The organism is Streptococcus mitis, assembly GCF_946190285.1.
GTDB classification, from domain to species: domain Bacteria; phylum Bacillota; class Bacilli; order Lactobacillales; family Streptococcaceae; genus Streptococcus; species Streptococcus mitis_CP.
The window spans coordinates 129,072-142,852 of sequence record NZ_CAMHZX010000005.1 but is presented as its reverse complement, the minus strand read 5'-3'; the positions used below and the strand labels follow the sequence as shown (position 1 = coordinate 142,852).

Sequence of the window (13,781 nt, the reverse complement as noted above, 5' to 3'; positions counted from 1 at the left end):
TACCGCCGTGAAAAGGCGGTGTCTTAACCCCTTGACCAACGGACCTGAGCTGTTATTTTCAACTCTTACTATTATACAGACTTTTTCAGACTTGTCAACTACTTTTTCTATTTTTTTCAAATTAAGTAAAAAGAGTCAGCATTATACTGACTCTTCTATTGATTATTAAACTTAGAAGCACGTTCTTCTCCCCACCAATATGGGATTAGTTCTGCGACTTTCACCGTCTTTCTTGTATCGTAGTCCATCATAAATTCTGCATCCTTATTTTCAGCGTTCAACTCTAAGAAGAATTCTCTGCAAGCGCCACAAGGCATACCTGAACTTCCACCATAAGGTGGTTTGTCTCGAAAGGCTAATACTTTTTTAACCTTAGTTTGTCCTGAAAATTGGTACATATTGAAGAGAGCCGCCCGCTCTGCGCAGAGATGGAAAACACCACAAGTTCCCTCCATACAGAAACCTGTAAATATTTGTCCATCTTCTGCTTCTACTGCGGCCACAACATGGTTAGCGTAAACAAAATCAGATACTTCATGTGGATTATACAATTTCTGTGCTTCTTCGTACATCTTTTCCCAGATGTCCATTATTGTACCCTTCTTATTTAGAGATTTCCTTTAACATATTTTCGATATGCTGGATTGATTTTTCACGGCCTAACAAGAAGATCGTATCTGGCAATTCTGGTCCATGCATTTCACCTGAAACTGCGATGCGAATTGGCATGAAGAGATTTTTCCCTTTGATACCTGTTTCTTTTTGAACAGCTTTGATTTGTGGGAAGATATTTTCTGTCACAAATTCATCATCTGTCATCGCTTCAAGTTTTGCTTTGAAGGCTTCAAGAACTGTTGGGACTGTTTCCCCCGCCATGACTTCACGCTCTGCTTCTGTCAATTCTGGGAAATCTGAGAAGAAAAGATCTGTCAATGGGATAATCTCATCTACTGATTTCATTTGTGGTTTATAGAGCTCAACTAATTTTTCAGACTTGTCAGTTAAACGGCCCGCTTCCTCTAAGAATGGTTTTGCCATTTCAAAGATCGTTTCTAGATCTGCATTCTTGATATAGTCATTGCTCATCCAGTCTAGTTTTTTCTGGTCAAAGGCTGCTGGAGACTTGCTCAGGCGGTTTTCATCGAAAAGTTTAATGAGTTCTTCACGAGAGAAGATTTCATCTTCGCCACCTGGATTCCAACCAAGAAGAGCAATAAAGTTAAAGACCGCTTCTGGAAGGTAACCTTTCTTTCGGTAATCTTCGATAAATTGAAGTGTATTAGTATCACGTTTAGATAACTTCTTACCAGTTTCAGAGTTGATAATCAAGGTCATGTGACCAAACTCTGGAGCTTCCCAACCAAGTGCTTCATAGACCATGAGCTGTTTTGGTGTATTAGCAATGTGGTCGTCTCCACGGATTACGTGAGAAATCTGCATATCATGGTCATCAATGACAACGGCAAAGTTGTATGTTGGGTAACCATCTTTCTTTTGGATAACCCAGTCACCACCGATATTGCCACCTTCAAATTCGATATCGCCTTTGACCATATCATGCCACTTGTAGATACCTGACTCGTTGACCGCCAAGCGAACTGTTGGGATGATCCCTGCTGCTTCACGTTCTGCGATGTAAGCTGCTTTTTCTTCTTCACTCATACCAAGGTATTCATTGATGTAGCGTGGTGTTTCGCCGGCTGCTTCTTGGCGTTCGCGTTCAGCTGCCAACTCTTCTTCTGTAACGTAAGATTTGTAGGCTTTTCCTTCAGCTAACAATTGGTCGATGAATTTTTGATACAAGTCCAAACGCTCAGACTGGCGGTAATTTTCATGTGTTTCTGGGCTTTCATCCCAATCCATACCTAACCAACGAAGGTTTTCAAGCTGTGAACGTTCACCATCCTCGACATGACGTTTACGGTCAGTATCTTCTATACGAATAATAAAAGTTCCACCATGATGACGTGCGTAAAGGTAGTTGAACAATGCTGTACGGGCATTCCCGATGTGTAGTAGTCCTGTTGGACTTGGTGCGTAACGTACGCGGATATCTTTTGACATAGTTTCTCCTATAAAGTCTCTAGGCGTCTGCCTTTTTGCTCTCTATATTATATCACAAGTCTTGGCTGAGTCCAATTTCTATGGATAAAGAGAGTAAAAAGAGTGGACAAACCACTCTTTTCTTCTATTATAGACGTGCGTTAAGTTCTTTGCTTAATTCTTCAAATCCTGGTTTTCCAAGAAGGGCAAACATGTTACGTTTGTAAGCTTCAACACCTGGTTGGTCAAATGGGTTGATAGCATTCAAGTAACCTGAAAGAGCGATAGCCAATTCGAAGAAGTAGATTGTGTAACCAAGAGTGAAAGCATCTTGCTCTGGAAGAGTCACGTACATGTTTGGTACATCACCATCTGTGTGGGCAAGAAGAACACCGTCAGTCGCTTTTTTGTTTACAAAGTCAACGTCTTTTCCTTGAAGGTAACCAAGTCCGTCAAGGTCTTCTTCCAAGCTAGGGATAATCACGTTCTTACGAGGTTTGTCAACACGAACAACTGTTTCAAACATGATACGAGTTCCTTCTTGGATAAATTGACCCAATGAGTGCAAGTCAGTTGAGAAGTTGGCTGAAGTTGGGTAGATACCTTTTTGATCTTTTCCTTCTGATTCACCAGCCAATTGTTTCCACCATTCTGAGAAGTATTGAAGTGATGGCTCGTAGTTTACCAAGATTTCTGTTGCATAGCCTTTACGGTAAAGGATGTTACGAACTGCTGCATATTGGTAAGCTTCGTTTTCAGAGATTTTATCTGAAGTGTAGTCTTTGCGAGCTGCGTTCGCACCTTCCATAAGGGCTTTAATGTCAGCTCCTGATGCTGCGATTGGAAGCAAACCAACGGCTGTCAATACTGAGAAGCGTCCACCGATATCATCTGGAACCACGAATGTTTCCCAACCGTTAGCGTCTGCTTCAACCTTAACAGCACCCTTTTGGCGGTCAGTTGTGGCATAGATACGTTTGTTGGCTTCTTCTTGACCGTATTTCTTAACCAAAAGTTCTTTGAAGACACGGAAAGCGATAGCTGGTTCAGTTGTTGTACCTGATTTAGAAATCACGTTTACTGAGAAGTCTTTATCAGCTACGTACTCTACCAAGTCAGCAAGGTAAGTAGATGAGATTGAGTTTCCTGCGTAAAGGATTTGTGGAGCTTTGCGTTCTTCTTTTGTTTGCAAGTTAGCAAAGTGGTGGTTCAAGAAGTCGATTGCTGCTTTGGCACCAAGGTAAGATCCACCGATACCGATCACAACCAAGACATCGCTGTCTGATTTGATTTGCTCAGCAGCTTTCAAGATACGGTCAAATTCTTCACGGTCGTAGTTTTCAGGAAGATCCAACCATCCCAAGAAGTCGCTACCAGCACCAGTTCCTTTACGGATCAATTCATCTGCTGCTGTTACTTGTGATTGCATGTACTCCACTTCATGTGGTGCAACAAATTTGTCTAAAACTTTTGAATAATCAAATTTAATATGTGACATGTTATTCCTCCAATATTTCTTCTTTTCTATCATAACGCTTACCTTCGTTTTTTTCAAGTTTTTTGTCGAATTTCTCCAATTTTTATCAGAATTCAAACGTTTGCGTAAAAATACCGCATTCCAAAAATTTTGAAAAAATAAAATAAAGAACGACCAGATGTCCCAGTCGTTACAGTTCATTCAATAAATACTCAAATAATTCTAAATTGCCATCTTCTTCATTAACCAGAAACTCTGGATGCCACTGCAAACCGATAATGCGGTGCTCATCGATAGACTCAATCGCTTCGATGGTCTGGTCTCTTGGATCAATAGCAGTTACACGGAAATTAGGTGCCAAATCTTTAATACTTTGACGATGGACGGAGTTGACCTGACTTTCTTTCCCAAATAGCTTAGCAACCACGCTTCCCTCCACTGTCTCAATAGAGTGAGATGTTCCGAAAGGTAGTCCTTGCCAGTGACCTTCAATTTCTTGATTGAGCGTTCCACCAAAGGCAACATTGACAAGTTGAACACCGCGACAGATTGCCATAATTGGTTTATTCTGACGAAGCGCTTCTTTCAAGAGGGCCAATTCAAATTCGTCACGGACTAGATTGTAATCATCACTCTCGATGGTCTTTTTCTCTCCATAAAACTGAGGATGAACATTTTGGCCTCCTGTCAAAATGAGTTTGTCAATCATTTCCACATAATCGCGTACAACTGACTCATCACCAACAGGAATGACTAAAGGGAGACCACCGACTTGACGAATGCTCTCTGCGAATCTACAAGATACAGATGAATGAATGTTTTTGCCTTCTGCGTCTACGGGACATAGATTTGCAGCAACTCCTACAACCGTTCTAGTCATGATGTCTCTCCTTTCGAATGTTAATACTCTTCGAAAATCTCTTCAAACCACGTCAGCGTCGCCTTACCGTACTCAAGTACAGCTTGTGGCTAGCTTCCTAGTTTGCTCTTTGATTTTCATTGAGTATAACGATAGTCCTATCATATCACTCAAAACGCCTTTCGTCTAATATGTTTTTTTTAAGGCTGTGATAAAAATTTTTTATGGACAAGAAAAAGCTGCCCACATAGGACAACTTCTTTCTTATTCGAAAACAAATTGATTGTGATAGAGTTCTGAATAGAAGCCACCTAGTTTCAAAAGTTCATGGTGGTTACCGCGTTCAATGACTTCGCCATCTTTGAGAACAATAATCTGATCAGCATTGAGGATGGTCTTCAAACGGTGGGCAATGACAAAACTAGTTCTGCCTGCTACAACCGCCTCCATGGCATGCTGAATCTTACTTTCTGTCACCGTATCTACGTTTGAAGTGGCTTCATCGAGAATGAGAACTTCTGGATCCGTCATCAGGGTTCGAGCGATAGAAATCAATTGCTTTTGCCCTGTTGAGAAGATGCTCTGGTCATCATCGATAAGCGTGTCGTATTTATCAGGCAAGCTTTCGATATAGTCATGAATATGAGTTGCCTTGGCTGCTGCCTCAACCATTTCTTGACTAGCATCTGGCACACCAAAACGGATATTGTCTCGAATGGTTCCACTAAATAAGACTGAATCTTGCAAGACAATTCCCACCTTGCTTCTGAGACTATCCAAATCATAGTCACGAATGTCTTTGTCATCAAAATAAATACCGCCAGCATCAACATCATAAAAGCGATTGATGAGGTTCATAATAGTGGTTTTTCCTGACCCAGTCGGACCAACAACCGCTGTCATCTGGCCTTTAGGGGCAGAAATGCTGACATCTTTCAAAATAGGTTTATCAGGCAAGTATGAAAAATCAATATGACTAATTTCAACACCTTCTTGCAACTGAGTGAAGGTTGGAGCATTTTTAGGTCGGATTTCTTCCTCTGCATCAAACATTTCCTGAATCCGTTCAGCACCTGTAAAGGCTAACTGAAGGCTTCCCCAACTTGCCGCAACTTGAATAATAGGCTGGTAGTACTGCTGTGAAAATTGGGCAAACATAACAATCAAACCTAGGGCTGTACTTGTTTCAATAGACTTATCATTCAAAAGTACAGCTGAACCAGCAAAGATGACGATGGCTGTGTTGACCAGACTCATCCCATTCATGACAGGGAAAAGAATTCCTGAGAACATTCTTCCTTTAAAGGTTGCCTTGCGCACGCGCTCATTTTGCTCAAGAAATCCTGCCATCATATCCTCTTGAATTCCTTGGACAATGACAGCTTTCTGACCTGAGATACTCTCGTCCATATAGGCGTTGAGTTTCCCTACCTCTTTTTGCTGGAGGTTGGTGTATTTGCGTGCCATTTTCACGATGAAAATCAGCATGAGGAAAGCCACTGGTGTGCTGGCAATGGTGATGAGGGCCAGCGTCACATTTCTCGAAAACATGACAAGAATCAGACCAATGTATAAAACAATATTGCTCATGACCTGAATCAAGCTTTCGTTAAAGGCTTGAAGGATATTATCCAAATCACTGGTAAAACGAGACAAGATATCGCCATCTTGTCGGCGGTCAAAGAAAGAAACCGTCAAGCGAGCAAGCTTACCGAAGAGGCCTTTGCGCATCTCGTTGGTCGACTCTGCAATCACGCGCGTCATGAGACACATGTATATCACACTAGAGATAAATAGAACCAAAACCAGCAGGCCAAGATTGACCATGATTCCTGATAGACTTTGCCAAACAAGTTCTGGATTGCCATCTTGATAAGCTTGAACTAAATTAGCTAGCTGCGTTACTGCTTGTCCAGAAAATACCGGAAAGAGGGCTTGGGCAAGAGTTGCCAGAACAATCATCAGGATAACAACTACAAATGATAGCTTATAGACTTTAAAATAATTCCAAAAAAATTGAACTGTCTTCATATTACTCCTCCTTTCCTTTCTGCGTTTCATAGATTTCACGGTAAACGGCATTGTTGGCAACCAAGTCTGCATGCGTGCCTTGACCAATCAATCGCCCTTGATTTAGAACCAAGATTTTATCTGCATGAACAACCGAGCTAATCTTTTGCGCGATGATAATGGTTGTTGTTCCCTTCAAGTCCTTATTCAAGGCTTCTTGCACTAGGCGCTCTGACTTGGCATCCAAAGCCGAGGTCGAATCATCAAAAATCAGAATACGTGGATTGCTGACAATCCCACGCGCAATCGACATCCTTTGTTTTTGCCCACCAGAGAAATTGGTTCCCCGTTCCTCAACCGGACTTTCAAAGGTTTTCTCCATACGATGAATGAATTCACTAGCCTGGGCAATATTGGCTGCGCGCTCCATTTCAAATAGAGTAGCATCTCCTTTGCCCTGTCTCAGGTTATCTGCAATCGTTCCACTAAAGAGAATGGCACGTTGGAGAACGATAGAGACAGCTTTACGCAAGGTCCCTTCACTCACTTCTCGAATATCCTTGCCTCCGATTTTGATAGCCCCTTCCTGCGGGTCAAAGAGACGTGGAATCAATTGAGCCAAGGTTGATTTTCCTGCACCAGTCGCTCCAACTACACCAACCATCTGACCAGGTTCAATAGTAAAGCTCACATCTTTCAGCATCGGTTCCTTATCCATTGGATAGGTAAAGGTCACATTTTCAAAGCTAAGACTTCCGACCAACTCTTCATCTGGGACATCCTTGAAGGTCATGGCTGGCTCTGCGTCAAGAATTTCTCGAATACGACGCATAGAAATCATGGCGCGACTGACAGAATTTCCCAAAAATCCAACCATGACAATGGTAAAGATAATCTGGCTTAGGTAATTGACAAAGGAAGCAATGGAGCCAACAACTGACGGATCCGACTGAACCATCCCTGCAACTAGCCAAATAGAGAGGAATACCGCCCCATAACCGACCAACATCATGAAAGGTTCCACTACTGAAAAGGCATAACCGATGTAAAGATTTTGACCGAGAAGCTCGTCTGAAACCTCCGTAAACTTAGCAAACTGCTCTTTTTCTTGGACAAAGGACTTGACCACACGAACACCGCGCAGATTTTCCTTTGCAATGGCATTGATGCGCTCAAGAAGGGTTTGAAACTTGGCAAAACGAGGACCCATCATCCCCATCATGACAGCAGTCAAACCAAAAATTAAGATCACCATGAGAACAATCACCCACCACAGAGAAGGTAGGGTTTGAACCGCCAAGATAAACGAACCGATGAACAAGAGAGGAAGTCTGAAAAGAATTTGAAAGGTCATCATGACGACGTTCTGAATCTGGTTGATATCATTTGTCATGCGAACGACTAGATTTCCCGCATTAAATTGTTCAATATTGGCATAAGAAAAGGTTTGGATTTTACGGAAGGCGTCCTCCCGAAGGTCGGATGAAACTCCTTGGGCAATATAGGCTGCGAGAACAACATTGAGCCCACCAGCAACTAGACCGACCACGGCCACACCAATCAACCAAGTCCCGATACTATAAATAGCTTCATATTTTCCAGCAAGGAGGGCGTCTAACACTTCCTGCAGATAACGCGGTTGCAGAAGTGAACTAGCAACCATCAAGCCTGTCATCAGGAGCGAGGCCAAGGCCTGCCACTTGTAGGTTTTTATTTTCTGAATCAGCATACTTTCTCCTTAAAAAATAGACAAAAGGGAGCGACAATGCGTCAGCTCCTTCTCATTCTGTTTGTGTGATGTTATTCTAGCAAAAAAGTGGAGGATTGTCAAAGAAGTCTCCTTGATACAGCTAGATTAACTAGTGAGTCTTGGTGTTATAGTTTTTGTTTTAACTCAACCAAAACATTCATAGCCTGCATAGGTGTCATATTGTAAACATCCAGCTTAGCTAATTCTGCTAGGATAGGATGCTCTTCGGGTGTATCAAAGAGTGAAATTTGTTCTGAGACAGTACTTGTTTGTTTCATAGGAGCAGTACTTTCTGTCCCTTGATTCTCTAACTGAGTCAAAATCTTATCCGCCCTTACTAAAAGATCTGCTGGCAAGCCAGCAATCTTGGCAACATGGATACCGTAGGATTTATCGGCTGGTCCTGGTTCAATCTTGTGAAGGAAGGTAACCTGCCCATCCTGCTCCAAAGTTGCCACGTGGACATTGACCAAGTGTTCCAAGCTGGACTCCAGACTAGTCAACTCATGGTAGTGGGTCGCAAAGAGGGTCTTAGCTCCGATATGCTCATGGATGTATTCAATGATAGACTGAGCGAGAGCCATACCATCATAAGTTGCAGTTCCTCGTCCCAATTCATCGAAGAGAATGAGAGAGTTCTTAGTCGCATGCGAAATGGCATTGTTAGCCTCCATCATCTCTACCATGAAGGTTGATTGACCTGAAACCAAGTCATCTGCTGCTCCGATACGGGTAAAAATCGCATCAAAAATCGGTAAATGGGCGCTTTCTGCTGGCACATAAGACCCCATCTGGGCCATAACCGCCGTCATGGCTAACTGACGCATATAGGTTGACTTTCCGCTCATGTTGGGCCCTGTAATCAGTTGAATACTGGTATCTTCTGCCATCTGAATCGTATTGGGAATATAGGTCTGAGCCCCCATAACCTTTTCAACGACAGCATGGCGCCCTTTCTGGATATCAATTCGCGAATCCTCTCCGAACTCTGGCCGAATCAAATGCTGGGTTTCAGCCACAACCGCCAGACTCTGTAAGACATCAACTGTCGCAATTCCTTGAGCTAGAGCCTGCAAACGCTGGATATACTTGCTGACTTCCTCACGAATACGCATAAAAATTTCGTATTCGAGATTGGCTGACTTCTCACGCGCCTCCAGCATATCTCCCTCGATACGGGCTAATTCTTCGGTTCCAAAACGTTCTGAGTTTTTCAGCGTCGCCTTGCGGAAAAAGTGGGCTGGAACATTTCCCAGTTGCGAATTGGTCACATGAAAATAGTAGCCATCCTTTTTATTGTAGTCAATCTTAAGCGTGCTGATACCAGAATTTTCTCGCTCCTTAGCCTCAATCTCAGCAATCCAGCTAGTCCCTTCTCTGAGAACGCGACGGTACTTGTCTAAAGTCTCATCAAATCCAGTGCGGATAATACCACCTTCCGTAATCACATGAGGAGCTTCAGGAGCAATCGCTGCGCTAATCAAGCTCTCCAACTCAGGGATTCCATCCAGCTGTTCGATGAGATAGGCTAGAGCAGGTTGCTCCATTCCTTCTAAAATCGCACGAATCCGTGGCACACTGGACAAGGTGGTCGCCAACTGCAAGAGATCCTTGGGATTGGTTTTGCCAAAAGAAACACGACTAGCCAAGCGTTCGATATCATAAACACCCTTGAGACTGTCTGTCAAATCACTACGCTCAAAGAAATGGTCGAGAAAGACCTGCACCACTTCTTGACGTTGGATAATTCGTTCCTTATCAATCAAGGGGCGATGAATCCAAGACCGCAAGAGACGCATTCCCATAGCAGTTTTGGTTTCATCCAAAAGCCAGAAAAGACTACCTTGCTTCTTGCCTGAACGGGCATTCTCAACCAAATCCAGACTAGCCTTGGTCGCATAATCCATCTGCAAGAAATCCTTGATTTCATAGCGGATAACAGGCTTGAGGTGGTTCAACTCCCGCATCTGGGTCCGATGAACATATTGGAGCAATTTACTAGATGCCGCTTGCTCCACAGCTGCCAGTCGTGAATCCAGTAAATGAAGGTCTTCAAAGCCTTCTTTTTCATAGGAAAGTACCAGATTCATCTGACGACTAAGGATTTGTTCTTCTTCCTCAGATAAGTCATAGCCCAGCACCACTTCTCGCGCCTTGAGATTACGGATTTCCCCACAAACCAGCGTGAAATCCAAAAGACCTGTCACATAAAAATCACCCGTCACTAGGTCCATATAAGAGAGGCCAAATTGACTGCCATCACGGTCTATGGCAACCAAGAAATTGTTCTGACTGTCCGGCTTACTACTGTCGACCACTGTCCCTGGCGTAATGACCTGAACAACCTCTCGTTTCACAACCCCAACTGCCTGTTTAGGATCTTCCATCTGTTCAGCAATGGCTACCTTATAGCCCTGCTCAATCAAGACATCGATATACTGTTGGGCAGAATGATAGGGAACACCCGCCATAGGAATCGGATTGTCGGCATTCTTGTTACGACTCGTTAAAGAAATTTCCAGAATCTGCGCAGCATTGACCGCATCCTCATAAAATAATTCATAAAAATCACCCATCCGAAAGAGCAAAAAAGCATCTGGATATTGCTTTTTAATATCCACATACTGTTGCATGCCGGGTGATAGCTTTTCTGTCGCCATTTTCAGTCTCTCCTTGTCAAAAATAAGTCTTGAGAGCAACTCCCAAGACCTTACTTATCTTTCATCAAATCTAGCAAACGATCTTCCATGAGTTTGGCAACGTGCTGGTCTCGACAAATGACCAATAAGGTATTGGCACCAGCAACTGTTCCTAAAATCCATTCATCCTTGTTTGCATCTACAATATTTGCCAAAACAGAGGCTTCTCCCAATTTGGTATGAAGTACCAAGGTAAACTCTGCTCTTGCAACGCCTTCTAAATGATGAGACAAAAATTCCACCAAATCAATCTTTTCTGTCTCATTTGCTAGTACATAATACACCATATCATTTTTCTTGACCTTGGTCAAGCCGATTTCGCGCAAATCACGAGATAAGGTTGTCTGCGTCACAAAGACATTGTGTGCCTCCAACCGATCTTGAATTTCTTTTTGTGTACTTAATTTCTCCTCAGTAATCATTTTTTTTATTAACTGATGACGATCTCTTTTTCTCATAAAATCCTCTTATATGCATATTTATAACTAATTTTATAACTATATTATACCAAAAAAATAGGAGATTTCAAAAATTTTTTCTTCTTTCTTTAAAATTGTGATAAAATAGTAGAAAAGTCCAAAAAGGAGCTCTTAATGAATACAAAAGAATTGATTGCTAGCGAGTTGGCTAGCATCATTGATAGCCTGGACCAAGAGGCTATTTTAAATTTACTGGAAACCCCTAAAAATTCAGAAATGGGAGACATCGCTTTCCCTGCTTTTTCTCTTGCAAAAGTCGAACGTAAAGCACCTCAAATGATTGCTGCTGAACTGGCTGAAAAAATTAACAGCCAAGCCTTTGAAAAGGTTGTTGCAACAGGACCTTACGTCAATTTTTTCCTTGATAAATCTGCCATTTCAGCTCAAGTATTGCAAGCTGTTATCACTGAAAAAGAACACTATGCTGACCAAAATATTGGTAAACAAGAAAATGTTGTTATCGATATGTCTAGTCCCAATATCGCTAAACCATTTTCTATTGGTCACCTGCGCTCAACTGTTATCGGAGATAGCTTGTCACATATTTTCCAAAAAATCGGTTATCAAACAGTCAAGGTCAACCACTTGGGAGACTGGGGGAAACAGTTTGGGATGTTGATTGTTGCCTACAAAAAATGGGGCGACGAAGAAGCTGTAAAAGCTCATCCAATCGACGAACTTCTTAAACTCTATGTCCGCATCAACGCTGAGGCTGAAAATGACCCTAGCTTGGATGAAGAAGCACGCGAATGGTTCCGTAAACTTGAAAATGGAGACGAGGAAGCTCTCGCTCTTTGGCAATGGTTCCGTGATGAAAGTTTGGTGGAATTTAACCGCCTTTACAATGAATTGCAAGTCAAATTTGACAGCTACAACGGAGAAGCCTTCTACAACGATAAGATGGATGCAGTTGTAGATATTCTTTCTGAAAAAGGCCTTCTTGTTGAATCAGAAGGTGCCCAAGTTGTGAATCTTGAGAAATACGGAATTGAACATCCAGCCCTCATCAAGAAATCTGATGGAGCAACTCTCTACATCACACGTGACTTGGCTGCAGCCCTTTACCGTAAAAACGAATACCAATTTGCTAAATCTATCTACGTCGTTGGTCAAGAACAATCTGCCCACTTTAAACAGCTCAAAGCTGTCTTGAAAGAAATGGGCTACGACTGGAGTGAAGACATTACTCATGTTCCTTTTGGTTTGGTTACAAAAGAAGGGAAAAAACTCTCTACTCGTAAAGGGAATGTTATCTTGCTAGAGCCTACTGTTGCAGAGGCCGTTAGTCGTGCCAAAGCCCAAATCGAGGCTAAAAATCCTGAACTAGAAAACAAAGACCAGGTAGCACATGCTGTTGGGGTTGGAGCCATTAAATTCTATGACCTCAAAACCGACCGTACAAATGGATACGACTTCGACTTAGAGGCTATGGTATCCTTCGAGGGTGAAACTGGACCTTATGTTCAATACGCCTACGCTCGTATCCAATCTATCTTACGCAAAGCGGATTTCAAACCAGAAACAGCTGGCAACTATAGCTTGAATGATACTGAAAGCTGGGAAATCATCAAGCTCATCCAAGACTTCCCTCGTATTATCAACCGTGCGGCGGATAACTTTGAACCTTCTATCATTGCTAAATTTGCAATTAGCCTGGCTCAAGCCTTTAACAAATATTATGCACATACACGTATCTTGGATGAAAGTCCAGAACGCGACAGCCGTCTAGCCCTCAGCTACGCAACCGCAGTCGTTCTCAAAGAAGCCCTTCGCTTGCTTGGAGTAGAAGCGCCAGAGAAGATGTGATTCAGTACTAACAATTGGAACTAAAGTTCCTAATTGTTAGACGCTAGCCGCTTATATGCGGACTAGCTAACTGCTTCACTAGTCATGTTCTCTAAATATAATCGATTTAGAGAACATGACGTCGTAATCAGAGACGCTTGTCTAAACGCTTTACTAATTCATCTAACCAAATAATATCGATTGGGTTAGGCTCATGTCGTAATCTTTTAATTACTTGATTGTAAAGCAGTCTAAGTAACTAAGACCAAATCCTATACGGATTTTGGTTTTGAGGTCTATCAAAAATCTTATCAAGTTTTGCTGACTGATTCGCCTATTTTAGGCCCACTGAATCAATTTATTCACTACTACTTCTTTATCATACAGGGAGATTTCCTATGAGCCAATATGCTTATATCCTCGTTGTGATTAGCTTGGTGTTCCTTTTTCTGCTCAATAAGTACGAGAAGGAGAGACTGCAAAAACTCTACCAAGAACAACTTTTAAAGGATGAAACATTTAGGGCTGACATCAAAGAGAAAATTCACACGACTGAAAATATCAATGATGTCATTGCTTACATCAATAAAACTTATCATCTGGGAATGTTGCTATCAAAAGACATTACAGATCAATTGAAATAAACCGAGCTATTCTTTTAAGGAATATAAAAACCGAG

The 13,781-nt window shown here is 42.2% G+C and carries 10 protein-coding genes; 2 read left to right on the top strand and 8 right to left on the bottom strand.

From position 1 onward, the window contains the following. Nucleotides 1-155: 155 nt before the first annotated feature. From N8L39_RS07645 to argR, 8 genes are all read right to left on the bottom strand, one after another. Nucleotides 156-590: a cytidine deaminase family protein gene (locus tag N8L39_RS07645; RefSeq protein WP_261010589.1), complete on the bottom strand. Its 435-nt coding sequence runs from the start codon at nt 588-590 to the stop codon at nt 156-158. Between the two features lie 13 nt (nt 591-603). After that, the gene (gltX, locus tag N8L39_RS07640; protein ID WP_261010588.1) at nt 604-2,064 is read right to left on the bottom strand and encodes a glutamate--tRNA ligase; all 1,461 of its coding nucleotides are present in this window, start codon (nt 2,062-2,064) and stop codon (nt 604-606) included. A 127-nt stretch (nt 2,065-2,191) separates the two neighbouring features. Beyond that, nucleotides 2,192-3,541, bottom strand: coding sequence for a glucose-6-phosphate isomerase (locus N8L39_RS07635; RefSeq protein WP_000018268.1), 1,350 nt, complete (start codon nt 3,539-3,541; stop codon nt 2,192-2,194). A 169-nt stretch (nt 3,542-3,710) separates the two neighbouring features. Beyond that, a complete protein-coding gene (locus tag N8L39_RS07630; protein ID WP_033687443.1) occupies nt 3,711-4,400 on the bottom strand; it encodes a gamma-glutamyl-gamma-aminobutyrate hydrolase family protein in 690 nt (229 codons plus the stop codon). A 243-nt stretch (nt 4,401-4,643) separates the two neighbouring features. After that, nucleotides 4,644-6,410, bottom strand: a complete 1,767-nt coding sequence (gene patB / locus N8L39_RS07625; RefSeq protein WP_261010587.1) for a multidrug efflux ABC transporter subunit PatB — start codon at nt 6,408-6,410, stop codon at nt 4,644-4,646. Nucleotide 6,411: 1 nt separating this feature from the next. Further along, the gene (gene patA, locus N8L39_RS07620; RefSeq protein WP_261010586.1) at nt 6,412-8,118 is read right to left on the bottom strand and encodes a multidrug efflux ABC transporter subunit PatA; all 1,707 of its coding nucleotides are present in this window, start codon (nt 8,116-8,118) and stop codon (nt 6,412-6,414) included. A 146-nt stretch (nt 8,119-8,264) separates the two neighbouring features. Beyond that, nucleotides 8,265-10,799, bottom strand: coding sequence for a DNA mismatch repair protein MutS (mutS, locus tag N8L39_RS07615; protein ID WP_261010585.1), 2,535 nt, complete (start codon nt 10,797-10,799; stop codon nt 8,265-8,267). A gap of 50 nt (nt 10,800-10,849) precedes the next feature. After that, on the bottom strand, nt 10,850-11,296 hold the full coding sequence (gene argR, locus N8L39_RS07610) for an arginine repressor (RefSeq protein ID WP_001231476.1): 447 nt from the start codon (nt 11,294-11,296) through the stop codon (nt 10,850-10,852). Between the two features lie 135 nt (nt 11,297-11,431). Here argR and argS point away from each other — a divergent pair, with 135 nt between their 5' ends. Beyond that, on the top strand, nt 11,432-13,123 hold the full coding sequence (gene argS, locus N8L39_RS07605) for an arginine--tRNA ligase (RefSeq protein ID WP_261010584.1): 1,692 nt from the start codon (nt 11,432-11,434) through the stop codon (nt 13,121-13,123). Between the two features lie 377 nt (nt 13,124-13,500). After that, the gene (locus N8L39_RS07600; RefSeq protein ID WP_060806196.1) at nt 13,501-13,746 is read left to right on the top strand and encodes a hypothetical protein; all 246 of its coding nucleotides are present in this window, start codon (nt 13,501-13,503) and stop codon (nt 13,744-13,746) included. The last annotated feature ends 35 nt before the right edge of the window (nt 13,747-13,781 follow it).

What these genes read in the sequence shown, in the direction of transcription:
- N8L39_RS07645 (WP_261010589.1), bottom strand. Translation starts at nt 590, where the DNA reads ATGGACATCTGGGAAAAGATGTACGAAGAAGCACAGAAATTGTATAAT.
- gltX (WP_261010588.1), bottom strand. Translation starts at nt 2,064, where the DNA reads ATGTCAAAAGATATCCGCGTACGTTACGCACCAAGTCCAACAGGACTA.
- N8L39_RS07635 (WP_000018268.1), bottom strand. Translation starts at nt 3,541, where the DNA reads ATGTCACATATTAAATTTGATTATTCAAAAGTTTTAGACAAATTTGTT.
- N8L39_RS07630 (WP_033687443.1), bottom strand. Translation starts at nt 4,400, where the DNA reads ATGACTAGAACGGTTGTAGGAGTTGCTGCAAATCTATGTCCCGTAGAC.
- patB (WP_261010587.1), bottom strand. Translation starts at nt 6,410, where the DNA reads ATGAAGACAGTTCAATTTTTTTGGAATTATTTTAAAGTCTATAAGCTA.
- patA (WP_261010586.1), bottom strand. Translation starts at nt 8,118, where the DNA reads ATGCTGATTCAGAAAATAAAAACCTACAAGTGGCAGGCCTTGGCCTCG.
- mutS (WP_261010585.1), bottom strand. Translation starts at nt 10,799, where the DNA reads ATGGCGACAGAAAAGCTATCACCCGGCATGCAACAGTATGTGGATATT.
- argR (WP_001231476.1), bottom strand. Translation starts at nt 11,296, where the DNA reads ATGAGAAAAAGAGATCGTCATCAGTTAATAAAAAAAATGATTACTGAG.
- argS (WP_261010584.1), top strand. Translation starts at nt 11,432, where the DNA reads ATGAATACAAAAGAATTGATTGCTAGCGAGTTGGCTAGCATCATTGAT.
- N8L39_RS07600 (WP_060806196.1), top strand. Translation starts at nt 13,501, where the DNA reads ATGAGCCAATATGCTTATATCCTCGTTGTGATTAGCTTGGTGTTCCTT.